The sequence below is a fragment of the Desulfomonile tiedjei genome, from assembly GCA_016212925.1.
In the GTDB taxonomy this organism is placed as follows: Bacteria; Desulfobacterota; Desulfomonilia; order Desulfomonilales; family Desulfomonilaceae; genus JACRDF01.
The window spans coordinates 135,966-161,195 of the sequence record JACRDF010000040.1 but is presented as its reverse complement, the minus strand read 5'-3'; the positions used below and the strand labels follow the sequence as shown (position 1 = coordinate 161,195).

16 protein-coding genes are annotated in these 25,230 nt (G+C 55.1%); 15 read left to right on the top strand and 1 reads right to left on the bottom strand.

Annotation, left to right across the window (positions count from 1 at the left end; all coding sequences use genetic code 11):
* Window positions 1-375 precede the first annotated feature (375 nt).
* From HY913_16810 to HY913_16755, 12 genes are all read left to right on the top strand, one after another.
* The gene (locus tag HY913_16810) at window positions 376-3,765 is read left to right on the top strand and encodes a PAS domain S-box protein (protein ID MBI4964937.1); all 3,390 of its coding nucleotides are present in this window, start codon (window positions 376-378) and stop codon (window positions 3,763-3,765) included.
* 207 nt (window positions 3,766-3,972) lie between these two features.
* On the top strand, window positions 3,973-4,557 hold the full coding sequence (locus tag HY913_16805) for a hypothetical protein (GenBank protein ID MBI4964936.1): 585 nt from the start codon (window positions 3,973-3,975) through the stop codon (window positions 4,555-4,557).
* Window positions 4,558-4,924: 367 nt separating this feature from the next.
* On the top strand, window positions 4,925-6,775 hold the full coding sequence (locus HY913_16800; protein MBI4964935.1) for a hypothetical protein: 1,851 nt from the start codon (window positions 4,925-4,927) through the stop codon (window positions 6,773-6,775).
* An 87-nt stretch (window positions 6,776-6,862) separates the two neighbouring features.
* Window positions 6,863-7,150, top strand: coding sequence for an Asp-tRNA(Asn)/Glu-tRNA(Gln) amidotransferase subunit GatC (gatC, locus tag HY913_16795; GenBank protein ID MBI4964934.1), 288 nt, complete (start codon window positions 6,863-6,865; stop codon window positions 7,148-7,150).
* Between the two features lie 39 nt (window positions 7,151-7,189).
* Window positions 7,190-8,650: an Asp-tRNA(Asn)/Glu-tRNA(Gln) amidotransferase subunit GatA gene (gene gatA / locus HY913_16790; protein MBI4964933.1), complete on the top strand. Its 1,461-nt coding sequence runs from the start codon at window positions 7,190-7,192 to the stop codon at window positions 8,648-8,650.
* A gap of 10 nt (window positions 8,651-8,660) precedes the next feature.
* On the top strand, window positions 8,661-10,097 hold the full coding sequence (gene gatB, locus HY913_16785; protein ID MBI4964932.1) for an Asp-tRNA(Asn)/Glu-tRNA(Gln) amidotransferase subunit GatB: 1,437 nt from the start codon (window positions 8,661-8,663) through the stop codon (window positions 10,095-10,097).
* 760 nt (window positions 10,098-10,857) lie between these two features.
* Entirely contained in the window at window positions 10,858-11,280 is a 423-nt protein-coding gene (locus tag HY913_16780) for a hydrogenase iron-sulfur subunit (GenBank protein MBI4964931.1), read from the top strand.
* Between the two features lie 101 nt (window positions 11,281-11,381).
* Window positions 11,382-12,050, top strand: coding sequence for a methylenetetrahydrofolate reductase C-terminal domain-containing protein (locus HY913_16775; protein MBI4964930.1), 669 nt, complete (start codon window positions 11,382-11,384; stop codon window positions 12,048-12,050).
* A complete protein-coding gene (locus HY913_16770; protein ID MBI4964929.1) occupies window positions 12,047-12,970 on the top strand; it encodes a methylenetetrahydrofolate reductase in 924 nt (307 codons plus the stop codon). Before HY913_16775 ends, HY913_16770 begins: the two co-directional genes overlap by 4 nt.
* A gap of 77 nt (window positions 12,971-13,047) precedes the next feature.
* Complete coding sequence (locus HY913_16765) at window positions 13,048-14,436, top strand: hypothetical protein (protein ID MBI4964928.1); 1,389 nt, start codon at window positions 13,048-13,050, stop codon at window positions 14,434-14,436.
* Window positions 14,437-14,451: 15 nt separating this feature from the next.
* Window positions 14,452-15,987: an alpha-hydroxy-acid oxidizing protein gene (locus tag HY913_16760; protein MBI4964927.1), complete on the top strand. Its 1,536-nt coding sequence runs from the start codon at window positions 14,452-14,454 to the stop codon at window positions 15,985-15,987.
* A gap of 8 nt (window positions 15,988-15,995) precedes the next feature.
* Window positions 15,996-18,659 (top strand): glutamate synthase, encoded by a 2,664-nt coding sequence (locus tag HY913_16755; protein ID MBI4964926.1) that lies wholly within the window; start codon window positions 15,996-15,998, stop codon window positions 18,657-18,659.
* 54 nt (window positions 18,660-18,713) lie between these two features.
* Here HY913_16755 and HY913_16750 read toward each other — a convergent pair whose 3' ends face one another.
* Complete coding sequence (locus HY913_16750) at window positions 18,714-19,601, bottom strand: hypothetical protein (protein ID MBI4964925.1); 888 nt, start codon at window positions 19,599-19,601, stop codon at window positions 18,714-18,716.
* A 390-nt stretch (window positions 19,602-19,991) separates the two neighbouring features.
* On the opposite strand from HY913_16750, the gene HY913_16745 reads away from it, so the two are divergent.
* From HY913_16745 to dctP, 3 genes are all read left to right on the top strand, one after another.
* A complete protein-coding gene (locus tag HY913_16745) occupies window positions 19,992-20,402 on the top strand; it encodes a cobalamin B12-binding domain-containing protein (protein ID MBI4964924.1) in 411 nt (136 codons plus the stop codon).
* 15 nt (window positions 20,403-20,417) lie between these two features.
* Window positions 20,418-23,696: a methylmalonyl-CoA mutase family protein gene (locus tag HY913_16740; protein ID MBI4964923.1), complete on the top strand. Its 3,279-nt coding sequence runs from the start codon at window positions 20,418-20,420 to the stop codon at window positions 23,694-23,696.
* 457 nt (window positions 23,697-24,153) lie between these two features.
* The gene (gene dctP, locus HY913_16735) at window positions 24,154-25,188 is read left to right on the top strand and encodes a TRAP transporter substrate-binding protein DctP (protein ID MBI4964922.1); all 1,035 of its coding nucleotides are present in this window, start codon (window positions 24,154-24,156) and stop codon (window positions 25,186-25,188) included.
* The last annotated feature ends 42 nt before the right edge of the window (window positions 25,189-25,230 follow it).

Sequence of the window (25,230 nt, the reverse complement as noted above, 5' to 3'; positions counted from 1 at the left end):
GGTAAGCACCGAAAACACTGCCGTTAGGCCCCGCTGAGAAAAGCGGGCGCGCTGGTGAGGCAATCCGTTAGGACCGGCATCTTGCCGGTGCCGATTTTCGGTCATAGCGGGCTTGCCGCCTTCCCTGTCTCAAATGAACGGTTTCCCTGCGACCATGTTTGACCCGCGGCCCGGATTCCGGTATCCTTGAGATCGGGGGAAAAATTGACTTCAATCGAATGGTTAGCAGTCTTTGGTGGGGGAAGGGTCCATTCAAGACAGGACGGTTGGCTCCTAAGGTCGACGAGAAACCTTGATTGAACCGTCAGGCGTTCCGGGAAACGCAAAACGGGGGCGCATTACATAATACCGACAGGAACGCAGCGAGGTGGCCTGATGGGAAAAAGCATCGGAACCGGCCCGGCCCGCGGTCTCTGGGTGGCCTTGCTCCTAGTGATAACTCTCGCGCTCCTGGCTGGATGCTACGCGTATTACCGGTTTGAGACTGAACGAATCCGGCAAGAGAAATACCAGGAAATCGCGGCCATTGGGAAACTGAAGGCAGGACAGATCCAGGACTGGCGCCAGGAGCGGCTGAAGGACCTGTGGAGATCGGTAAGGGCCCCTTTCTTCAAAAGGGCGGTGGAGGAGTGGCTCCAAAACCCGGACAATGCGGTGCTCCAGGCTGACTTGATGCACAGGTTAGTAGTCGAACAGAAGGAGGAAGGCTACTCCGACGTTCTCCTGCTGGACCCGCAAGGTCGTGTTCTGCTCTCCAGTACGCCTCAGCCACACCCCATGAACCCGGCGGCTGAACAGGTCATTGAAGAGGCTCTCGCCAAAGGCACTCCGTTGTTGGGCCACCTGTACCGTTGTCCGAAAGGCATCGTCCACATGGATTCCGTGGGGCCGATCCTGGGTCAGGATGGGCGCCCGATTGGGGTGTTGCTTCTGAGAAGCAACGCGGAATCCCTTCTGTATCCATTGATTCAATCCTGGCCTACCCTCAGCCGAACAGCGGAAACGCTTCTGGTCCGCCGAGAGGGCGAAGACCTTCTTTTCTTAAACGATCTCCGTCACAGGCCTAATACGGCGCTGTCCCTACGCAAACCTCTCACCCTGGTCACGCTTCCGAGTGTTCAGGCCGTGCTCGGAAAGCAGGGGATATTCCAGGGACAAGACTACCGTGGAGTGGAGGTGCTGGCAGACCTGCGCCCCATCCCTGAATCGCCCTGGTTTATGGTGGCCAAGGTTGATGCGAGCGAGATCCTCGCTGAAGCCGGGTATCGCGGGGGAGTGATCGCACTCTTTGCAGCGCTCTTCATCCTGATCGCGGCAGGCGTGACCGCCCACACGTACAGGTATCGACAGGTTCGACTCTATCGAGACCTCTACCGGTCGGAACGCGAAACAAGGGTGGCCCATCAAGAATTCCGGACCACCCTGTACAGTATTGGCGACGCGGTGATCACCACGGACACCGCGGGGTTGGTGAAGCAGATGAATCCCGTTGCAGAGAAGCTCACCGGCTGGCTGGAGGCTGAAGCCAAGGGCAGGCTCCTCGACGAAATCTTCCGCATTGTCAACGAAGACTCCCGTACCAAGGTAGAAAACCCTGTGCGGCGAGTACTGCGCGAAGGGACCGTGGTCGGGCTGGCCAACCATACTTTGCTCATCGCCAGGGACGGGACCGAGCACCTCATCGCGGACAGCGGCGCCCCCATTCGCGAAGACGGTGGAGCTATCAGTGGTGTAGTTTTGGTTTTCCGCGACCAGACACGCGAGCAAGAGGCGCAGAACTCGCTGAGAGAGAGCGAGCGCCGTTTGGCACAGATCATTCAGTTCCTTCCCGACGCGACCTTTGTGGTTGATAGTCAGGGCAAGGTCATAGGTTGGAACCGTGCCATTACGGAAATGACCGGCGTAAAGGTTGACGACATTGTCGGCAAAGGCAATTACGAATATGCCCTGCCCTTTTACGGCTACCGACGACCGGTCCTGATCGACCTGGTGATGACCCCTGACCTCGCAATCGCCAATCAGTATGTTTCCTTTCGACAAGAAGCGGATAGGCTGGTTTCCGAGACGTACCTCGCGGACTTCAGAGGCCGTGGCCCCACCTGGTTATGGAACACCGCAACTCCCCTCTATGACCAGGACGGCAAGGTGGTCGGCGCAATCGAATCCATCAGGGATATCAGCGACCTCAAAACGGCGGAAGCAGCGCTTCGCACGAGTGAAGCTCAACTGTCCAACGCATTGGACATAGCTCACCTCGGCCACTGGGAATACGACGTCACTAAGGATTTGTTCATCTTCAACGATCATTTCTACAAAATATTTCGTACCACAGCCGAGCAAGTGGGTGGATATACAATGTCGTCGGCTGAGTATGCTAGACGTTTTGTCCATCCTGACGACATATCTGTGGTCGGCGGAGAAATACGAAAGGCCATTGAAGCTACCGATCCCCACTTCAGTGGCCAATTGGAACACCGCTTCCTCTACGCGGACGGAGAGATAGGCCATATCAGTGTCCGTCATTTCATCGTTAAGGACGACCTTGGCACGACGGTGAAGACTTATGGAGTGAATCAGGATGTCACTGAACTCAAGCGAGCCGGCAAGGAACGACAGGAGCTGGAGTCCCAACTGCAGCAGGCCCACAAGATGGAGGCCGTTGGAACATTAGCCGGCGGTGTTGCTCACGACTTCAACAACCTATTGCAGGTCGTTCTCGGATACTCGGATTTCGCTCTGACCGATGAGAGCCTGACCCCGGCTACGCGCGATGACCTGATGAAAATCAACAGAGCCGCGCGAAGCGGCGCGGACCTGGTCCAACAACTCCTGATGTTCAGCCGAAAGGCCGAACCCAAACCGCGTGCCCTCAATCTGAATCATGAAATCCAGCGGGTCCGGAAAATGCTCTCCAGGACGATTCCCAAGATGATCAGTATTGAATGGCATCTTGAGGACGAGTTGGCAGTAATAAATGGGGACCCGACTCAGATCGAGCAAATCCTGCTGAATCTTGCGGTAAACGCGAGGGATGCTATGCCGGACGGCGGCAAACTGACAATTCAAACGGAAAACGTGGTCCTGGATGAAGACTACTGCCGGACTCACATCGACGTCGCTCCGGGACAATACGTTCTCTTAAAGATAACGGATACCGGCAAGGGAATGGATCGGACGACGGTCAGCCGGATCTTCGAGCCCTTCTTCACCACAAAAGGGGTCTCGGGGGGTACAGGGTTGGGGTTGGCTGTGGTATACGGGATTGTGAAGCAACACGGTGGCCGGATTGCGTGTTACAGCGAACCGGGTGAAGGAACCGCTTTCAGGATCTACTTGCCGGCTTTGGAGGGGCCGCTTCTCTCTGAGGAGACGAGTCAGAGAAGTATGCCTGCCGGAGGTACGGAGACCATTCTTATGGTAGACGACGAAGACCTTGTCAGGGAGCTGGGAGCGCGAATTCTAACAAAGGCGGGGTACACAGTGCTTACCGCGGGTAACGGTAAGGACGCGTTAGAAGTCTACCAAAAGGAACAAAACCGTATTGCGCTGGTGGTCCTCGATCTCATCATGCCCGAGATGGGCGGCAGACAATGTCTTGAAGAGATCCTAAGGCTCAACCCTGCGGGCAAGGTGCTGATTGCCAGTGGCTATTCAGCAAATGGCAGGACCAAAGAAACCATGGAAATCGGCGCCGCGGGGTTCGTGGCTAAGCCCTATGACGTGCGGCAGCTGCTCGAAATGGTGAGGAATGTTCTGGACTCCTGAAAATGCGGTTGTGGCTCGATTTCCGTGCAACCCGGGTCCGTCCCGGAACGCCCCGGGACCTCGAAGCCCGATGACAATTTGAAGGACACCCGTGTGTCCGCATTCTTTTGTACCAGGCACCGATCAGTTCACCTTAGAATGTCCGAAACCGCACCAGACACATTTGGTCAGTCTTGCAGCAGTTAATATACCAGGGAGGATGAGATCGTGAGACACCTATTCCACAAAGTAAACAGCACGGCGCTTGCGGCGATTTTGTTAGGCCTCCTCGGGACCTTGTTTCTTGTTCACGTTTCAACTCCCCGCGCAATTGCCGCTCAAACCAGGGAACAGTGCGATCGTTGCTGCGAGAAGGCGGGCCACGATGAATACTTCATGGAACAGTGTAAGTTGAAGTGTTTCCGTAATTCTGACCACTGTTCCGGCGGCAAAGCCGCTCAATCCCCGGCCCCCGAAGGTGCTCCTTCGCCGCGGACCATTGCACCTCCTTCCGCTCAGCCCAAAGCTGCTGTCCCGCCTCCTGCTCAGCCGGGGGCCACACCTCCGGGGCCGCCCGCTCAACCCAAAGCAGCGTTCAGATTCCCGGACTCGCTGAGCCTTGTTCCCGGCAGAGAGCAAGAGGCCGCCGGACAGATCCTCGCACTGAACGGCATTCCGCCTCAGCACCCTAACTTTCCCGCGGCATTGGCTGCTGTTCAGAGCATCCTGGTGGAATTCGCCAGGGCCAACCCGACGGGCGGGCGCCTTCCCACAGCCCAGTTGGAGAGAGCCATAAGGCAATTCAGGCAGTAGCCGTGGCATTCAAACAAGTCAGCAGAGGCCGACGTCCCGAGGCGGTCGCGAAACTGGAAGATCCCTTGCAAACGGCGTTCCCATTGTAGGGGCGGTTCGTGAACCGCCCGCAATCAGGGCGCTTCTCGAAGCGCCCCTACACGGTCCCCCTACTCTTAAGAGTTTTGAGACAGTTTCTCCGTGACGGCCCAGGCCCCCAGTATGAATGACTTATTTGCGGCCGGTCCACTTGCACGGAAGCCGTCGGCTGCCGGTTTTGAAAGAAAGTCTCCACAATCGGACATTGCCCTTGAGCAGCTCTATAACTTCACTTCGTAAAATCATTGTAGTCATTCTGGCAATGACTTCCTTGTGGCTTGGAATCCCCATGATTTCACAAGCAGCCGACAAACAGGGAATAGCTCCCGTGCCGATTGAATTGGTCCCTTCTCCGAAGGAAAATGGAGGACCTTCAGAGCCGATCTATCCTGCATGGTGGGGTGCGCCCCCCGAGGCAGCCGAACGCGTGCCATCCAAGGACCCGGGCAAATGCGTCAATTGTCATGATTCCGCGGCTGCAATGGACCCTTCCCATGCGCTGGCGTGCGTCCGCTGCCATTCGGGAGACCCCGCGGCCGACGACGCGGAGGAGGCTCATAAAGGGCTGATTCGTGATCCGGGCGATCTGAGGACCGTAGAGAGGACCTGTGGCCGCTGTCACCCCGAAGAAGCCAGAAGGGTGAAGAATTCGGCAATGGCCCTGGCGCCGAGGACGATCAATCACACCAGGTTCGCTTTTGGAGGCCAGCAGACCCCTTCAGCCCATTACGCCACTGTCGAGACCGAAGGCCTGAAACAGGTCCCCCATCCTTCTTCGTCGACAAACCTGGGCGACGATCTTCTTCGACGCTCCTGCCTGCGGTGTCACCTCTATACAAAGGGTTCTACACGTTGGGGCGAGCACCGAGGCCAGGGGTGCTCAGCCTGCCATGTGCCGTATTCAAACAGCGCCGACGCTCGGCCTGAACACCGTCTCGTCCGGAACGCAGGCATCACCGCGTGCCTTAAGTGCCACAACTCCAACCACGTGGGCTCCGACTATGTTGGGTTATTTGAGAAAGATTCCACACGGGGTTTTGCCTCGCCCTTTCAGGGGGGACGGCAACCACAAAGGATTTACGGCTCAGAGCAACATCGATTGGCAGCGGATGTTCACTTTCGTGCCGGTATGGGCTGCGCGGACTGTCATTCCCTGGATGAGATTCACGGCGATGGTGAGGTCAATCGTTCACCCGGAAACAGGGTCACGATTTCCTGTGAAAAGTGCCATGTCACGGGCGATCATTCAGCGATTCTGAAAAGCGAAGATGGAACTATGACCCTGTTGAGGGGTCAGGGCCGCAAGGTCCCAGCGTGGAACGCGGAGGCTATTCCTCACAAAGTCCTGGCCCATAGAGAGAAATTGCGCTGCTCCGCCTGCCATGCCTCGTGGTCTTTTCAGGACTATGGGTTCCATCTCATGCTTGAAGAGAGGCCGGATTACTGGAAGTGGGCCCCCAACGCAGGTCAGAACGACCCCCAGGTGCAGGAAATTCTGACGCGAAACGTCGGAACCGAGGCTGACATTGTCCCGCCCGCAACCGGTCCGGTACCTCCAAAACCCGAAGAAAAGTGGGAGCCACCGACAGCGGCAGACTGGCTCACAGGAGAAGTTCGTCCCGGTGCCTGGTTCCGCGGGTACACGGTCCGGCGGTGGTCCCGCCCGCCTCTGGGATTGGATCGGAGCGGGAAGGTTTCCGTGATGCGCCCCATGTACCAGTACGTGGTTTCTCACGTGGACAGCGACAGCAACCTGCTCGTGGACAGGCAAATTCCGAACACAGGGGCGGGATGGTTTGCACTGGTATTCAACCCCTACGAACCGCACACTATTGCGTCCAAAGGGCGAGCATGCCACGAATGCCACGGCGACCCCAAAGCGATCGGACTGGGCGAAGGAATGAAGGGAATCGAGAAACCCGGCTTTTACGCGGTCTGGAAAGACGAAGACAAGGTCCCCGGCCGCAATTTTAGGTGGGATGCCCTTGTAGATGCGAACGGAAACCCTTTGCAGAGAAGCACGCATCCCGAAGCCGGCCCATTGAACGCTGAATTGGTGAAACGGCTCATAAGCCCGTCGGAATTTCATCGGGCGATGTCGTACAAATATTTGAAATGGGGCCCGTCCGGCCAACCTTGACACCGGACTCGGCCCAAGAGTATCTTATAAGGCCTAATTTCGGGGCCTGACGCCTGATCAGCACCGCACCCTGCGAAAGGGATACAAATGAAGATTACGCCCGAACAGGTCGACTATGTGGCACTCTTGGGCCGGCTCACACTCGAGCCGGAAGAGAAAAAGAAATACATGGGCCAACTGGACGACATTCTAAAATACATGGACATGCTCGCTGAGGTCGACACCGACAACGTGGAACCCATGGCCGGTCCGGTCGAGCTGTACACGCCGTTACGCGAGGATGAGGTCAAACCGTCCTTGCCGGTTGAAGAGGCGCTAGCCAACGCCCCGGCTAGAACAGGAACCTCTTTCAGGGTGCCGAAAGTAATCGAATAGCCCCGACCGGGCCCTACCTTACCAAGAAGGAATTAGCAATTGTCTGAGCTGTACGAAAAGACCGCGTGGGAGCTTGCAGAGATTCTCCGGAAAAAACAAACGAGTTCGGTGGAGATCACCCAATCCGTGTTAGGTCGCATAAAAGCGGTTGAAGACAAGGTTCGCTCCTACGTCACCGTGAACCCGGACCTGGCGCTGGAAATGGCCAAGGAGGCCGACTTCCGTTTGGCCTCGGGACCCGCGGGACCTCTCACCGGAATTCCCATTGCCGTAAAGGATAATATGTGCGTCAAGGGTCACAGGACAACCTGCGCGTCAGGTGTTCTGGCCAATTTCATTCCTCCCTACGACGCCACGGTGGTGCGGCTTTTGCGTGAGGCCGGGATGGTCATCCTGGGAAGCGCAAACATGGACGAGTTTGCCATGGGGTCCTCTACGGAAACCTCGCATTGGGGTACGACTCGCAATCCATGGGACCTCGAACTGATTCCGGGCGGGTCAAGCGGCGGGTCTGCTGCGGCTGTTGCTGCCGGGGAAGCCATTGTTTCGCTCGGATCGGATACCGGCGGCTCCATTCGCTTGCCCGCGGCCTTCTGCGGTGTCACCGGGATAAAACCGACCTACGGTGCGGTATCTCGTTACGGACTGGTAGCCTATGCTTCCAGTCTCGACCAGATTGGACCCATCACCAGAGACGTTCCCGACATGGCTTTACTCCTGAATCTCCTCTGCGGTCACGACCCGAGCGATTCCACCTCGGTGCCGAGGGAGTACCCTGATTTCACTGACTTCCTTGATCTGCCGGTTAAGGGCATGACGTTGGGGCTGCCTCGGGAGTTCTTCGGGAAGCTGGAAAGCCCGGACGTAGAGCGAGCAATCGCCGAAGCCCGATCAGTGTTCGAGGGGCTTGGCGTGAAATTCGTGGAGCTTTCCCTACCCTATCTCGACTACGGCATTGCAGCTTACTACATCATCGCTCCGAGCGAGGCTTCTTCCAATTTGGCCCGATACGACGGGGTGAAGTACGGCCACCGGGCTGAGAACTTCAGCGGAATGATCGACATGTATTGCCAAACAAGAGCGGAAGGGTTCGGCCCTGAAGTCAAACGCAGAATAATGTTAGGAACTTATGCTCTATCCTCCGGGTATTACGACGCTTATTATCTCAAGGCGGCCAAAGTCAGGACACTGATCACAAAAGACTTCAAACGGGCATTCGAGGAATGTGACGCTATCCTCTGCCCGACCGCGCCGTCACCTGCTTTCAAGATCGGAGAAAAGATCGACGATCCCATCCAGATGTACCTGACAGACGTTTTTACCATACCAGTGAACATGGCCGGCCTCCCGGGCATGGCAATACCCGGGAAGTTTTCCGAAGACGGTCTCCCTGTCGGCTTGCAGCTAATCGCCCCTCACTTCGAGGAAGCGCGGCTTGTGCAACTGGGAGCGGCGTACCAGAAAGAGACCGATTTTCACCTGAAAAGACCCCCACTATAGGATGAATCCAATGGAATACGAGGCTGTCATAGGACTGGAAATTCACGCCCAGCTGCTGACAAAATCAAAGGCATTTTGTTCTTGCAGCACTCGTTTCGGGGCTGAACCCAACATGAATACCTGCCCTATCTGCTTGGGAATGCCGGGCGTCCTTCCCGTGTTGAACCGTAAGGCCCTTGAGTTTACCGTCCGCATGGCCCTGGCGTGCAACTGTGAGATCAATGAAATCAGCAGGTTCGCTCGCAAGAACTACTATTATCCGGACCTCCCCAAGAATTATCAAATATCCCAGTACGAACTGCCTGTGGCAGAACACGGCTGGGTCGAAATTGAGACGGACGGCAGTCTCCGGCGCATCGGTCTGACCCGAATTCACATGGAAGAGGACGCGGGCAAGCTCATTCACGACGAGCGCAAGCCCTTATCATACGTCGATCTCAACAGAACAGGAGTGCCGCTGATCGAGATAGTCTCGGAACCGGAAATTCGGAGCCCGGAAGAAGCCGCCGCCTATTTGAGAGCCCTCAGATCCATTCTGGTCTACCTGGAGATATGCGACGGCAATATGGAGGAAGGCAGCTTCCGCTGTGACGCCAACGTGTCCATAAGACCTCGCGGGGAAACCCCGTTGGGAGTGAAAACCGAACTGAAGAACATGAACTCATTTCGGAATGTCCAGCGAGCGCTGCAATATGAGATCGACCGGCAGACGCAGGTCCTGACCGACGGAGGAAAAATAACTCAGGAGACGCGGCTGTTCGACCCAGCCACAGGTTCGACCGCGTCCATGCGCAGCAAAGAGCAGGCCCACGACTACCGATACTTCCCCGATCCGGACCTGTTGCCCCTGCGTGTGAGCCCACAATTGGTAGAAAAGGTCCGGAACGAACTGCCGGAACTCCCGATGCAGAAAAAGGACCGCTTCGTTAAGGATTTCGGCATCCCGGTTTACGACGCAGCGGTCCTGACCGCGTCTCGGGATCTGGCCACCTACTTTGAACAGACGGTGGCATTGTTTCCGCAGCCGAAAATCGTCAGCAATTGGATCATGACCGAGTTAATGAGAGAGCTGAAGGGCGAAGAAGCAGGGATCACCTGCTGTCCAACGACCCCCAAACAACTTGCCGAATTGCTTAGACTGGTCGAGGACGGAACCATTTCAGGCAAGATAGCCAAAACCGTTTTCGAGGAAATGTACAAAACCGGTCGAGACGCGACGGCAATCATAGAAGAAAAGGGGCTCGTCCAGGTTTCGGACACCGCGCAGCTCAGCTCCTTGGTCCGGCAAGTACTGGACGATAATCCCGGTGAGGTCGCCAAGTACCTCAAAGGAAAGACCGCGATGGTTGGGTTCTTTGTCGGGCAGGTAATGAAAGCCACCAAGGGCAAGGCCAACCCGGCTGTGGTCAACCAGATACTGGCCGAAGAATTGAAAAAGCTCGGCTGATGAATTTGTGGAGATCACCGCTTAAGCCTTCAGTTACTGGCGCAAGAAGACCGTCATTGCGAGCGCAGCGAAGCATTTTCTGCCCCTAAAGCAGGAAGCCCGGACGTTCGGTGGGACAGGCTTCCTCCCTGTCTATTATACCAGTTCTCGAAAGTTATCTCGAATTGACTCCCGGGTGCCACGGACCTGGGCTCCGCCAGGTCCGTGCCGGCGTTTTTGGAAAACACCAAGGTTGTCTCCCGCATTGAACACCAAATTGAAAAGCGAGCCGATGGTACAGGAAGGCTGGGAATCTTCCGAGTTATCGTGGCGATAGCTCTGTATTGGGTGCCACGGACCTGGAAGGCCCAGGTCCGTGGCACCCAATACAGAAGGCGGTTGACAGAAGTGGCTACTATATAGTGATTTCCAAAGTTTTTTCCGAATGGAACCGCACTGCTGGGCAAGCCAGCAGTGGCACCCATAAGCCAATCCGTGATTACTTTCGAGAACCACTATAATTGTTCCGAAAAACTCTTGCCCGACGCCCCCCTGAAAAAAAGAGATGTCTGAGGGTGCTTTGCATTCCCCCTTCTAGAAATGGGAGTTAGGGGGAACTTGGAGAAAATGCGTGAAGGTTGTTTTTCAGTAGGGCTTCTCCTTTTGTCCACGTTACTGAAAGTTCGCTCTCTTCTTCACAAAAAGCTTGAAATCGAGTAGCTATGAGTGGCATACTTAAAAATTGTGGCATTTTTCATGAAGAGGTTCCACTGGGTAGACAATGGAGACAAAGCCCATTAAAATAGTAGTGTATCACTGCCGTAACCTGAAGCTATTCAAGGACGGCGCACAGAAAAACTTTGCCCGGTCTCGTCCGGGCGTCAGCCTTGTCGCGATACCATGCTCCGGCAAGATCGAGGCGCATCACCTGTTGAAAACAATGGCAGGAGGCGCCCAAGGAGTGCTGGTGCTCGCGTGTGCCGAGAAGGCCTGCCAGTACTTAGAGGGATCCATGCGATCCCATAAACGGGCAGATTATGCGCGCTCTTGGCTCGATCGGCTGGGCATCGAGTCCGGGAGGATTGAGTTTGTTCACTTGCCGCCAATGGACCAGGCGGCTTTGGACAAGATCTTGAAGGACTTCTCTATTAGACTGGAATCCTTCGACCAAATACCCCCCGTCGCGAAAACCAAATCCGGCTGAACGACCCGTGAAAAATTAAGTGGTTCCGGCTGGCAAGGCCCGGCGCGCCTTGAAGGAAAGTGCAAGAATCCGCCTGGCTCAGCCTACCAAGGAGGACACCTGTGATTGTTGCGGAGCTAAAAGAGATACCTGAAATCAGGAAGATGATCGACCGGTACTCGTCCATTTTGGTGGTCGGGTGCGATTCATGCGTGGCCGAATGTGCAGCAGGCGGGCAACGGGAGACCATGCTTCTCGCTGCGGCCCTGAGACTTTCCTACGCCAAGGACAATTTGAACCCGGTCATAACCGACACTTGCTTGGACCGGCAGTGCGTGGATGATTTCATCGACCGCATAGCCAACCTGGTCCCGGACCACGAAGTGATGCTTTCGCTGGGTTGCGGAGCCGGCGTTCAGGCCCTTGCGAGAGTCTATCAGGACAAGCCGATCATTCCCGCGCTGGACACGCTGTTCATCGGTGAAACGGAAATGCGCGGCGTATGGCAGGAGAATTGCCTGGGCTGCGGCAAGTGCAAGCTGGGACACTTCGGGGCCGTCTGTCCTGTCACTCGATGTTCAAAGAAGTTGATGAACGGCCCATGCGGCGGTTCCAAAGATGGCCGTTGCGAGGTTCGTCCCGACATCCCATGCGGCTGGGACATGATAATCAAGCGCCTGGATACCCTTGGAGAACTGGACAGACTCAACGAATTTGTTCCGCCGGTCGATTGGTCGACATCCCATTCCGGCGGGCCGCGTCGAGTAATCAGGGAGGATCAAAAACCGTGAAGACCGAAAGCCGTCTAGAAAAAGTACTCAAGTCCGGGCATTTTGCCGTCACAGCCGAATGCGGCCCTCCCAAAGGCGCGGACGCTGCTGTTCTGGAAGAGAAGGGGAAATTCCTTCTGGGCCGCGTTGACGCTGTCAACGTCACGGACAATCAGACCGCAATTGTCAGAATGTCTTCTCTGGCAGCCTCCACAATACTCAAGGGTTTGGGCCACGAGCCTGTGCTCCAGATGGTTACCCGGGACCGTAACCGAATCGCGCTTCAGAGCGACCTTTTCGGCGCTTACGCGCTTGGCATACGCAACGTCCTGTGTCTGACCGGTGACCATCACTGCTTTGGCAACCAAAAGGAGGCTGTGGGAGTTTTTGACCTCGATTCCATACAGCTCGTCCATACCGTGCGCTCCATGCGCGACAAAGGACAGATTATAGGCGGTGAACCAATTCAAGTTCCGCCCAAGATGTTCATCGGCGCGGCAGAAAACCCTTTCGCCGACCCTGTCGGCTGGCGCGTGGTGCGGCTCGCCAAGAAGGTCGAGGCGGGAGTGGATTTTATTCAGACCCAGTGCATTTACAACCTGGATCGATTTGCCGAATTCATGAGGCAGGCTGTGGACATGGGCCTCACCGAAAAGGTCAGCATTCTTGCGGGAATTACTCCTCTGAAGGGCGTCGGAATGGCCCGATATATGGCCAACAAAGTCGCGGGTATGGACGTCCCTGAAGACTTGATAAAGCGACTTTCCGGAGTGCCCAAAGAGAAACAGGCCGATGAAGGGATCAAGATCGCGGTCGAGACAATCCGGAAAGTCAGAGAAATAAAAGGCGTAGCCGGTGTACACCTCATGGCCATCGAGTGGGAGCATAAGGTGCCTGAGATCCTGAAAGCCGCTGGTCTGGACAAGAGACCGGAGGTTTGAGCAGATTCGAAGGAAACTTCTTTTGTGTGGATAAGGTCCTTTCCGCAACACGTTGATTCCGGTGGAGAGTTTGGAAGATGCCCAAGAAGTATCACATTCACGTTCAGAATGCCCCCAACCGTTATCCGGTTGTGGGTCGGTCAGGAATTGTCGACTGGGGAGAGGGTTGTCTGAAGTGCGCGAAATGCGTCAAGTACGAATGCGTTTACGATGTGTACCATCAGAGATCGTTTTCCTCCGACATATTGGCCGATACCGTAGACGAATTGTGCAAGAGCTGCTTTCGCTGCGTGCAGGGGTGCCCTAAACGACTGATTCACAAGACCATCAACCCCGAATGGGAAGCCCTGGGAGATGACGTGTACAGCCCGGAGATCATCTCTGCCACATGGAATCAGGCGGAATCGGGCAAGATCCCGGTTTCGGGGGCAGGATACGGAGGCGCATTTTCCGGACCGGGGTTCGATTCCATGTGGACCGATATGAGTGAAATCGTACGCCCGACCAGAGACGGCATACACGGTCGAGAGTATATATCCACGGTGGTGGATATTGGGCGCAGACCTTCGTGCCTGGAATTCGGCCCGGGCGACAAACTTCTGACTGAACCGCGGCCTTCGATTAGGATTCCGATCCCTATTGTCCTGGATGTACTCCCCTTTGGGGACATGTCGCCCAACGTTTGGCGCGCCATGGCCCGAGCAGCCGCGGAACTCAACACCCTGATGGTGACACCTCAATCGGTTCTTAACGAACTCGCTGAATTTACTCCTTATCTTGTTCCACTATTGGACACCGGTCCTGCCGACCTTTCCCGTGTTGCGGAATTCCAAATGGTAGAGATCCCGGACTCGGAAAACGCTCTCAGCACGATGGCAGAGTTGAAGAGGATAAAGCCCGACCTTCTTGTTTCAGTTAGGATGCAAGCCTTGTCGCTGCCGGGGCATGTGAAGAACGTGGTCGACTATACCAAAGGCGGAATGGACCTCATTCACTACGTTGCAGACGAAAGAGGTTACGAACCCGGCGTAACGAACGGCCTTCACATAAAGGACCTCATTAAAGAGGTTAACGCGGCCCTCCTTCATGAGGGTTTGAGGGATGAAATAACCTTCCTCGCGTCCGGCGGGCTTGCCATGGCTGAACATGTGATCAAAGCCATACTTTGCGGAGCGAATCTTGTCGGTGTGGACGTGCCGATGCTCATCGCCTTGGAGTGCCGCGTGTGCCGCAACTGCAGGGACGGCGGCGAATGCCCTGTCCACATCAAGGACGTTGATCCCGGCTGGGCTTCCCGTCGGATAGTCAATCTCATAGGGGCCTGGCATAACCAGCTGTTGGAGATGATGGGCGCTATGGGCATACGCGAGGCCCGGCGACTGAGGGGCGAGCAGGGCCGAGTCATGTTCATGGAAGATTTGGAGAACGATACGTTTTTTCAGATTTTCGCCGATCGCAATTCGTAAAAAGGAACGGTCTTCATGCATTACAAGAATATATGGAGTGAGGTTCCTTCGACTAGAGTGGTCGAGACTCCTTCAAGGTTCGGCCGTGCCATAGGCAAATACACGGCCGTGGTTTCGGATGCCTGTAATGATTGCCTCAAATGCGTGGCAATCTGTCCGGAAAAAGTGTTTCAAGCTCAGGGCGGGAAGCTTCAGCCACCCCGGGACCACCTGTGCCTCGGAATCGAGTGTTCGAAAAAGTCGAACCGTTGCGTCCTGACTTGCCCTGTCAACGCCATCCGTGTCGGCTTGAACCCCTCCATAAAGGCTCTGGGAGATAAAAGGTGGACCGGGGATCTGCTCATGAGCACGTGGTACATGGCGGAAACCGGACGGCTGCCCAAGCACGACCTTGAATTTCGGATCGGCGACTCCAACGGCGGCTTCGACAAATTGCGCTTTGTGTTTCCGAAACGCGTCCCCAAACCGGATCTTGACATAGAGCAAATAGACACCTCCATCAGACTCAACAAGAGAAACGACGGACGACTCGGGATCGAAATACCCATACCGGTTTACGGTGGAGGCATGTCCTTCGGGTCAATCAGCCAGATCACGATGCTGAGCCGTATCCGAGCGTTTGCAGCTTGGGGATCCTTCACTTGCACAGGAGAAGGCGGTTACCCTGAAGCCTTGTTCCCTTTTGACGATCACATCATAACCCAGGTCGCTACGGGGCTCTTCGGCGTGAGGGAAGAGACCATTCAGCGTGTCAAGATAGTGGAATTCAAGTACGCTCAGGGAGCGAAACCAGGGCTGGGAGGTCATCTCCTCGGACCCAAGGTCACCGAGGCTGTGGCAAGGATTCGAGAGACTGTCCCCGGATCGTCGCTGTTCAGCCCCTTCCCGTTCCACTCGGTTTACTCCGTGGAAGATCACAAGAAACATATCGACTGGATCAAGGCGATCAATAGCAGAGCTTTGGTCTCGGTAAAAGTGTCAACGCCTTCCGATGTAGATATGGTTGCGGTCGGTTCGTACTACGCCGGTGCTCACATAGTTCATCTGGACGGGTCGTACGGCGGGACAGGGGCCGCTCCCGACGTAGCAAAGAAAAACATCGCCATGCCGATAGAATACGCGATACCCAAGGTTCACAATTTTCTCGTGAATGAAGGCGTTCGCGACGAGATCACGCTGATAGCTTCAGGCGGCATCCGAAGCGCCTACGACATAGCCAAGGCCATCGCGCTTGGAGCAGACGGAGTTGTTACAGGAACGTCCGAGCTGGTCGCGCTGGAATGCGTGAGGTGTCACAATTGCGAGAGCGGACGCGGCTGCGCCAGGGGAATTGCCACCACCGATTTGGAATTGGTGGGACTGATGGATCTCGCATGGGGCACTCAAAGGATCGTCAACATGCTGCACTGCTGGCGAGAGCAACTCCGCGAGATACTTTACCGCCTCGGTTTGGACAGTATCCGACAACTCGTGGGCAGGACCGATGTCCTGGCCCATTTGGACTATAACTCCGATGTCCCTGACGACGACATTCGAGATTTGGGGAAATGAGGTTCGAGATGAGATATTCCGGTTCCTATGCTGAAAAGATACTGTCATCGCGTATCAAGGAATTTGGGCGAGCCGACTTTTCCTCGAACTTCAAAGCCGCCGATGAGGGTGGCTGCGGAGTAACCGGTTTTGCCTCCAACATACCGCTGGCGGGCCGGCACATCTTTGAGCCTTCTTGCCGGATGCACAATCGTGGAAACGGTAAGGGGGGCGGCATAGCTGCGGTTGGTTTCGATCCCGACGCCCTGGGCATATCACGTGAGGTGCTCGACTCCCATTATATGCTTAACGTGGCATTGCTCGAGCCCGGTTGCCTGAACGCTCTCAAAGATGGTTGCGTAACCCCGTTTTTCGATGTGGCGAAAGAGGAAATTCTTGACCATTTGCCGGATTACAGGGAATTAGAGGGGCTTGAAGTCCAGCCTCCCGATGTGTGGCGAGCGTTTGTAAGGGTTAAGCCCCCGGTCCTCAAAAGGTTCATGGAGGACAACGGTCTTCAGGGGATGCCGGAACGATATGCAGAGGATGAGTTCATCAGCCGCAACAGCGTGCGCCTGAACAAGCAATTTTACAGCTCCCTCGGTGAGAAGCAGGCGTTTGTGTTATCCCACGGCCGAAATGTCATGATCCTGAAAATAGTCGGGTACGCTGAAAATGTCGTGCGGTACTACAAGCTGGACGATTTTAAAGCACATGTCTGGATCGCGCACCAGCGCTATCCCACTCGGGGGCGAGTATGGCATCCCGGAGGAGCGCACCCCTTCACAGGGCTGAATGAGGCCCTGGTTCACAATGGCGACTTCGCCAACTACCACGCCACATGTGACTACCTGAAACAGAGAGGGCTCGAGCCCCAGTTTATGACCGATACCGAGGTCAGCATAATGTTGTTTGACCTCTGGAACAGGGTCTACGGATATCCCCTGGAAGTGATCATAGAAGCGCTTGCGCCCACCGGAGAGCTGGATTTTGACCTGCTCCCCTCGGAAAAACAGGAACTCTATGAGAGGGTCCAATCCACGCATATCCATGCGTCACCGGACGGCCCCTGGTTTTTCATTATCGCCAGAAACATCCCGGAACAGCAGACCTTTCAGTTGCTTGGTATCACAGACACCTCCATGTTGAGGCCCCAAGTTTTTTCTTTATATGACGGGGACGTGCAAGTCGGCCTGATCTGTTCGGAAAAACAGGCCATTGACGCGACGCTGAGATCGCTCGCTCTGGAAGACCCTCGATTCAGCCCTGTGGCTGACAAGTACTGGAACGCCAGAGGAGGTTCGTCTTCAGATGGTGGAGCGTTCATGTTCGACGTAAAACCTGGGAGGAACGGGGACCTGGCGCTTACGTGTAATGACAAATTTGGCCATGCCGTCACAGTTGAGACCCGAAAACCGTTGGACATTGCTACGCCGATAGGTAGTCCGTCCGATTCCCGGGGGGAAATAGAGGCCCTCCTGGACCAGGCAATAAAGACCGGAAAGTCTTCGGAGATACTGACGCTTTTTGCGACAAATGCCGCTCTATGGGACTACAATACGTTGAGATGGGTTGTCGCCCAACTCGGCCGCCGTGCTCGTTCCCGGAAAGAGGCTTTGAACGTAGTAATTGAGGGCCTTACCTTGGTTTTGGACCGAGGTTTTCCTCTCGGCGACAAGAAACGGTCCGCTCTGATCCGTGTAGTCACTGACGAACTTAATGCCATCTTCAACGCTCTCCCTGTGATCACGGACGTGAACAACATCGGCTTCTACAGCCTAATCAATTTCGCAACCCGGAAACAGCTTCGGCCACCCATAGCAGTGGAACGCGCCTTGGTGGTGGATGCCAGTGACTTTGAACCGGAGGGGGATGAATGCGACGCGGTCCTCTTGGCTGATGCATACCGGCTGGGCTGGCGGAAGTTTGTTGTGTTCGATCTGCGAGGCCAGAGATTTCACGGTTGCGGATTCGGGCCTTTGACTTCAGGTGTCAGAATGGATCTGTACGGCTCGTCCGGAGATTACGAGGCAAGCGGAATTGATGGAATGGAAATCCACATTCACGGCAATGCCCAGGATCAGATAGGCCAGATAATGAAACAAGGCCTGCTGGTCATACATGGGGATGCGGGCCAGTGCTTCATGTATGGAGCGAAAGGTGGCAATACCTTTGTCCTTGGAAACGCGGCAGGCAGACCTTTGATCAACGCCGCGGGCCATCCGCGAGTCGTAATCAACGGTACCGCTTTGGATTTCCTGGCTGAAAGTTTCATGGCCGGAGACCCGCTGAACGGTGGAGGATTCGTGATTGTCAACGGGCTGACCAGGAACGAAGATGGTGACATCATCTTTCTGGAACGACCGTACCCCGGTTCGAACCTCTTCTCCCTGGCGTCGGGAGGCGCGCTTTACATTCGTGATCCGCATAGACAGATGGTTGAGGAGCAACTTAACGGGGGCAGATTCGCGGACTTGTCGGATGAGGATTGGCATCTCATCCACCCGTACCTCGTGGAAAACGAAAAGCATTTTGGAATCAAAGTGGAGGACCTGTTGACGGTGGACGGCGTGCGCCGCTCCCCCGCGGAGGTCTACCGCAAAGTGGAGGCCGTGCCTCTAGCGGTTTTGACGCAGGTTCCGGACACCGACGATTCCGTGTGGGCCTCAAATTCGGCTAAAGTGGCTGTTTAGTGCGGGTTTTATGGCGGAATAGATTATCTGTGAGAATGCAGACGAGAGTGGGAGTTAGAAAGCGAGCCCAAGCTCGATGAAAGCGCCTTGCCAGCGGGCCTTGAGCTTCGCGTTGCGTTCGCCCCCGGTGACAAGATCGGTGGCGACAAGATCAGTCTCGAGATTTACCCATCGAAAACCACCGCTTAGCCCCACCGAAAACGTGCTGTGAGCATAAATGCTGGTGTCCCAAATTGCCGGGCGCAGACCGGCCGAAACCTCCCATTCCGTTACCTTGGCATCGCTGCCTGATGTCAAGAGGGGGACGGGGAAGCGCGCACGCGCCTGAACTGTGACGGGAACGCCTCGAATCCTTGTGGGTATAGCCAGTCCGTGAACGCCTATAGTCATAGGCTGACGGCCGGCCACCTCAAACACGGTCCACTGGTACGGGTGTGTCCTGTCCAATAATTTTATTTTCCCAAAGTACACATCGTAATCAATGCCCAGCCTGAGGAACGGATAGCGGATCAGGTCCAAATCCACTCCAAAACTTCCTGAGCTGGTTTCTAACTCCGACGACCTGATTACATCCGTTTCGGGGCCTGTGCCCACGCGGCCTTGGAAGGTGTTGTCCTCCTCGACACGAAGCCGCAGTCCCAGTCTGTCGATATACAATTCTCCCCAGAACTCCCCGAAGGGGTCAGGGTCGCTGATCATGCCGAAGTCCGTCCTCAGGTCACGGCTGAGGTTGCCTTCTTCGATGCTGCCTGAAGTCAGTCGCGCCAGGAAGCCACGAATCCCCACACCCCCTCGGTAGTCGGACCAGTCCCACCACGCGGAGGACCCCCACCACGAGGGATAATCCCCGGCTCCACAGACGTTCGCAGAGAAAAGAACTCCAAAGACCGCCAGAATCAGGAGCGGTGCAAGGGCCTTCGGAATATGTTTAAGCAACTTCAATCCATACCTCTTCAAGGAGGCAAAACATTAAACAAACATAACAGCATATGATTACAGGCAAATATATATCACAAGAAATGTTGGTGTCAAGCAATTACTCTAGGGGCAGGCCCCTCCTATCCGTCAGGGCATAGGCATGAAACTGCAATGATTCGACTTTCCTCAATGAGAATAGGCAGGCACACCCCTTTCCCTGCCATCCGCCTCTTTGTGTCAGCTCGAACCGCAGCCGCCCCGCCCCCCCGCCTATCCACGGGTGCGATTGTGATTTTAGTTCGACAAAGATCAGACTGAATATTGTTGAGATCCCGGTCCCGTGGTATAGTGTCCTCGAAATAATACTGCAAATTCTTATCCCTGAACCTGCACATAGCGGAGGTCGAGTCGCCTGTGAGAAGTACACCGCGTATACTTCTTGCCAAACCAGGCCTGGACGGTCATGACCGGGGGGCAAAGGTCATAGCCCATGCCCTGAAAGATGCAGGATTAGAAGTTATCTACACCGGACTTCACCAAACTGTAGAAATGATCGTACACGCCGCAATCCAGGAAGACGTGGATGTGATCGGACTATCGATCATGTCCGGCGCCCATTTGCCGATTTGCCGAAAACTGCTGGGCCTCCTCAAGGAAAAGGGGGCCGACGACATCATGGTCGTTGTGGGCGGAGTTATTCCGGGGCCGGACATCCCTTTGCTGAAGGAAATGGGAGTGGCCGCCGTGTTCCCGGGCGGATCGGACATAGACGCGCCGGCTGAGTTTATCAGCCAAAGGCTCGGCTCCCCCACCCCCCGATCTTAAACAAGAGGCCTAGAAATGCCCGAATCTGTTCCACCTTACCAGCCGAAGCATCACATTCGAGTGGTTACCGCCGCTTCCTTGTTTGATGGGCATGATGCTGCCATCAACATTATGAGGCGGATTCTTCAAGCCTCAGGGGCCGAGGTCATCCATCTGGGGCACAACCGATCGGTTTCCGAGGTTGTGATGGCCGCGGTGCAGGAGGACGTTCAGGCGATCGGCGTGAGCTGTTACCAGGGCGGCCACATGGAATTCTTCAAGTATATTGTTGATCTTCTTAAAGAATACGGCGCCGGACACATCAAGGTCTTTGGCGGGGGCGGGGGCGTCATAGTCCCGGAAGAGATCTCGGAACTCGAAAGCTATGGCGTGACCAAGATCTATAGCCCTGAAGACGGGGCAAAATGGGGTTTGCAGGGCATTATCAACCATTTTATGGAGACAAGCGACTTCTCCACGGTTGACGCAGCGAGTTTGGATGGCGATTTGGCCGACATCGAACCTTCCAGTTGGAAGTTGATTGCACGCGCCATCACCGCGGTTGAGACGGCCAAGGAAGCAGGAGACGGTAACCTGGCTCGGATTCAGAGCGCCCTCCGTGACAAGATGGGCGACCCCAAAACCCCAGTTCTGGGGATAACGGGAACAGGCGGAGCAGGAAAATCTTCGCTCACGGATGAGATCGTCCTCAGGTTTCTTAACGATCAACCCGGCAGGACAGTAGGAATAGTCTCTGTGGACCCGACCCGCCGAAAGACCGGCGGCGCCCTTCTGGGCGACCGTATCAGGATGAACTGTATTTACAACGACAGAGTCTACTATCGGTCCTTGGCAACGCGGTCGCGGACCGCTGAGGTCCCGGAACACATGGACGAAACTATTGCGGTACTCAGGGCCGCAGGTTTTGACTTGATAATTGTGGAAACCGCAGGCATCGGCCAGGGAGATGCAGCAGTGGTCCCCCTCGCGGACGTATCGCTCTACGTGATGACCTCGGAATTCGGTTCCCAAAGTCAGTTGGAAAAGATTGACATGCTGGATTTCGCGGATCTTGTGGCAGTGAACAAGTACGATCGCCAAGGTTCCGAAGACGCGATTCATGACGTTCGCAAACAGATTCAGCGGAACAGAGCTGAATTCCACAAGAGCCTTGATGAATTTCCCGTTTACGGGACCATTGCCTCTCGTTTCAACGACGACGGGGTAACCGGCCTGTACGCAGGCATAATAGAGGCCTTGAACGCCAAGACGGGGGTTGGCTGGTCCACGCAAATGAAGGCAAGACCGGACAAGAAGCCGTCTTCCCAAACAATAATAATCCCACCGGAGAGAACCAGGTATCTTTCGGAGATCGCCTCTGTCGTTCGCCGATACCATGCGTGGGGGGCGGATCAAGGGAGATTGGTGCGCCGACTCTGGCAAATGGACGAGACGGTCCGGGCCTTGAAAGAGGATGGCCTCCATGACGATTCCGAAGCTGTTCGCCGCATAAAGCACTTGCAGGAAGAAATAGAAAAACAGCTCGATCCCCGAGCCTTGAGGCTGGTCGGCGAGTGGGACGACATCAAGGAAACCTATTCCCGCGACGACATGGTGTTCGAGGTCAGAGGGCGAGAGATTCGCTCAGACCTGAAAAGACGCACCTTGAGCGGGACAGTTCTTCCACGAATAGTGCTGCCGGGGTACCAGGACCCCGGTGAAATCCTCAGGTGGCGGCTGAAAGAGAACTTGCCGGGAATGTTCCCTTATACAGCAGGAGTTTTCCCCTTCAAGAGGCAGGATGAAGACCCCACCCGCATGTTCGCAGGAGAGGGCGATCCGTTTCGTACGAACAGACGGTTCAAGTACCTTTCCGCCAACAGCGAGGCCAAACGCCTTTCGACGGCTTTTGATTCCGTCACCCTTTATGGAAGAGATCCGGAAGAACGACCCGACGTGTATGGCAAAGTGGGTACCTCGGGAGTATCAATTTGCACTCTGGATGATGTGAAGGTCTTGTACAGCGGGTTCGATCTTTCCGCCCCGAACAACTCCGTGTCCATGACCATCAACGGTCCGGCCCCGATTATGCTGGCTATGTTCTTCAATGCCGCTATAGATCAGCAGTTGGACAAATTTAGAGAAGAAAACGGAGCGGACCCCACACCCAATCAGGCGGCCAGGATAAAGGCGGAAGTCCTGAAGAACGTTCGAGGCACGGTCCAGGCGGACATCCTCAAGGAGGACCAGGGACAAAATACCTGCATATTCGCCACGGATTTCTCCCTGAAGATGATGGGCGACGTGCAGGATTACTTCATAAAGAACGACGTAAGGAATTTCTACTCGGTATCCATTTCCGGGTACCATATTGCCGAAGCCGGGGCCAACCCTGTGACTCAACTGGCCTTCACGCTCGCAAACGGCTTTACTTACGTGGAGTATTACTTATCAAGGGGAATGGGCATTGACGATTTCGCTCCAAACCTGTCCTTCTTTTTCTCCAATGGTCTTGAAGCCGAGTACAGCGTCATCGGCCGCGTGGCGCGGCGCCTCTGGGCCGTAGCAATCAGAGACAAATACCATGGCAGCGAGCGCTCGCAGAAGCTGAAGTACCATATCCAGACCAGTGGGCGTTCTCTTCACGCGCAGGACATCCAGTTCAACGACATACGGACGACCCTTCAGGCCCTGATCGCGATTTACGACAACTGCAATTCTCTCCACACGAACTCGTATGACGAAGCCATTACCACGCCGAGCGAGGAGTCGGTTCGCAGGGCCCTGGCAATCCAGTTGATCATCAACAAAGAATGGGGAATGAGCAAAATAGACAACGTGAACCAAGGCAGCTTCATCCTGGAGGAACTCACCGACCTTGTGGAAGAAGCTGTCCTTGCCGAATTCGACCGACTTTCGCAAAGGGGCGGTGTATTGGGCTCGATGGAAACCGGATACCAACGGACAAAAATACAAGACGAATCCCTGTACTATGAGATGCTGAAAGTCTCGGGCGAATACCCTATTATCGGGGTGAACACCTTTTTGAACCCGCATGGGACTTATATGGAGCAATGCGCTGTGGAGCTGGTAAGAGGGACCGAGGAGGAAAAGGCCTCGCAGCTCACACGTCTTCAGGAGTTCAAGGACCGGCACAAGCATGAATGTGATCGCGCTCTTGACCGACTGTACCGGATCGCGCAATCAGGGCAGAACATATTTGAAGAGCTTATGGAGACCGTGAAAACATGCTCGCTCGGCCAGATCACCGATACCCTTTTCCGGGCCGGTGGGCAGTACAGACGAAACATGTGAAAAACTGTTGACTCGGTAGTGGTGGAGGATGCATTGAAAGGAAGGCCTCTCGACACCACTCGCGGCAGACTCTGTTTTTGAACGACAGACAACCAACGGAGCTGCTACTCCTGTTTCGATAAAATCGCGGACGCTCTGCTCATCCATTGCCCATTTGCTATTCTCCGATCGAAACAAAGGGTAAAGAACAGCGGCGTCCTGAAGCCGAGATAAAAAAGTGCGGGAGGAGAGTCATGGGAAAGTAGCCGGAAGAACTTATACACCGGGCTTTGTCGATAGTATGTCCCTCTGCTTGCTTGCTTGTCATTACACCTTTGCTGTCTTTCCAATATACGATTAATACGATTCTGCCATAAAACGAGTGACCTGTAGCGCCTCTAATGTGCCTTCGGAGCGAATTCAGGCCATGACCTGGGCAACGGGATCACTCAACAACCCCTTGATCGGAGGATAAACCATGGATACACGCACGAAGAAGGCGATTTTGGTTTGCGTGGGCTTAATTGGACTGCTCATTGGAACAGCCACTGTAACCCCTGCAGCGCAATATTTAGACGAGTACAAGATGACCGTGGTCGTGGGGCCGGGTTCAAGTTGGGGCAAAGGCGCGCAGATGTTCGCTGATCTGGTGAAAGAGGCTTCACGAGACAAAATAAAGATCAAGGTCTATTTCGCAGGAAAACTGTTTGCCGGCCAACAGACGAATGAATTCATGCTTCTGAGGCAGGGCGTGGCTGACTTTGCGCTGGCCTCCACCATAAACTGGTGCCCGCAAATCAGGCAGCTTAACCTATTCTCTCTGCCTTTCATGTTCGAAAACTACAAACAGTTGGATGCCGTGAAGGCCGGCGAGCCAGGCAAGAAACTCATCGAAGAAATGGAAAAGAACGGCGTAACGTTTCTGGGATGGGGCGAAAACGGGTTCAGAGAGCTTACCAACTCCGTGCGGCCGGTGGCAAAGCCGGAAGACATGAAAGGAATGAAGATACGAGTCGTGGGCAGCCCTATCTTCAAGGACATTTTTCAGGCGTTTGGGACTAACCCCATTTTAATGAACTGGGCCGACGCTCTGACCGCCTTTCAACAAGGCACCGTTGACGGTCAGGAAAACCCCGTAACCTCCATTATCCTTCCGTACAAACTCTTTCAGTTCCAGAAATACATGACTGTATGGCACTACACAATTGATCCTCTGATATTCGGAGTAAATCAGAAGCTTTGGAATCAGTTTTCCGAGGAGGATCGAAAGATTTTGAGAGATGCCGCTGAGAAGGCGGGAAAATGGGAAATTGAAGATGCCCGCACCGGTCTTACCGGCGACATGAAGGCCCTAAAAGAAGCCGAAGCCTCCGGCATGCAAGTGACGGTGCTTACACCGGACCAGAAGAAGGCATTCAAAGATGTGACCAAGCCGGTGTGGGAGAAGTGGACCAAGGAAATCGGTGACGATCTGGTAAAAAGCGCGCTCAAGATCATAGACGCGGTCCGGTAGCCTGAATTGATGGCTCATTCGGTCCACGTCGTTCAGGCTTTC

Coding starts and splice junctions, on each gene's coding strand:
- HY913_16810 (MBI4964937.1), top strand. CDS start 376: ATGGGAAAAAGCATCGGAACCGGCCCGGCCCGCGGTCTCTGGGTGGCC.
- HY913_16800 (MBI4964935.1), top strand. CDS start 4,925: ATGATTTCACAAGCAGCCGACAAACAGGGAATAGCTCCCGTGCCGATT.
- gatC (MBI4964934.1), top strand. CDS start 6,863: ATGAAGATTACGCCCGAACAGGTCGACTATGTGGCACTCTTGGGCCGG.
- gatB (MBI4964932.1), top strand. CDS start 8,661: ATGGAATACGAGGCTGTCATAGGACTGGAAATTCACGCCCAGCTGCTG.
- HY913_16780 (MBI4964931.1), top strand. CDS start 10,858: ATGGAGACAAAGCCCATTAAAATAGTAGTGTATCACTGCCGTAACCTG.
- HY913_16765 (MBI4964928.1), top strand. CDS start 13,048: ATGCCCAAGAAGTATCACATTCACGTTCAGAATGCCCCCAACCGTTAT.
- HY913_16760 (MBI4964927.1), top strand. CDS start 14,452: ATGCATTACAAGAATATATGGAGTGAGGTTCCTTCGACTAGAGTGGTC.
- HY913_16755 (MBI4964926.1), top strand. CDS start 15,996: ATGAGATATTCCGGTTCCTATGCTGAAAAGATACTGTCATCGCGTATC.
- HY913_16740 (MBI4964923.1), top strand. CDS start 20,418: ATGCCCGAATCTGTTCCACCTTACCAGCCGAAGCATCACATTCGAGTG.
- dctP (MBI4964922.1), top strand. CDS start 24,154: ATGGATACACGCACGAAGAAGGCGATTTTGGTTTGCGTGGGCTTAATT.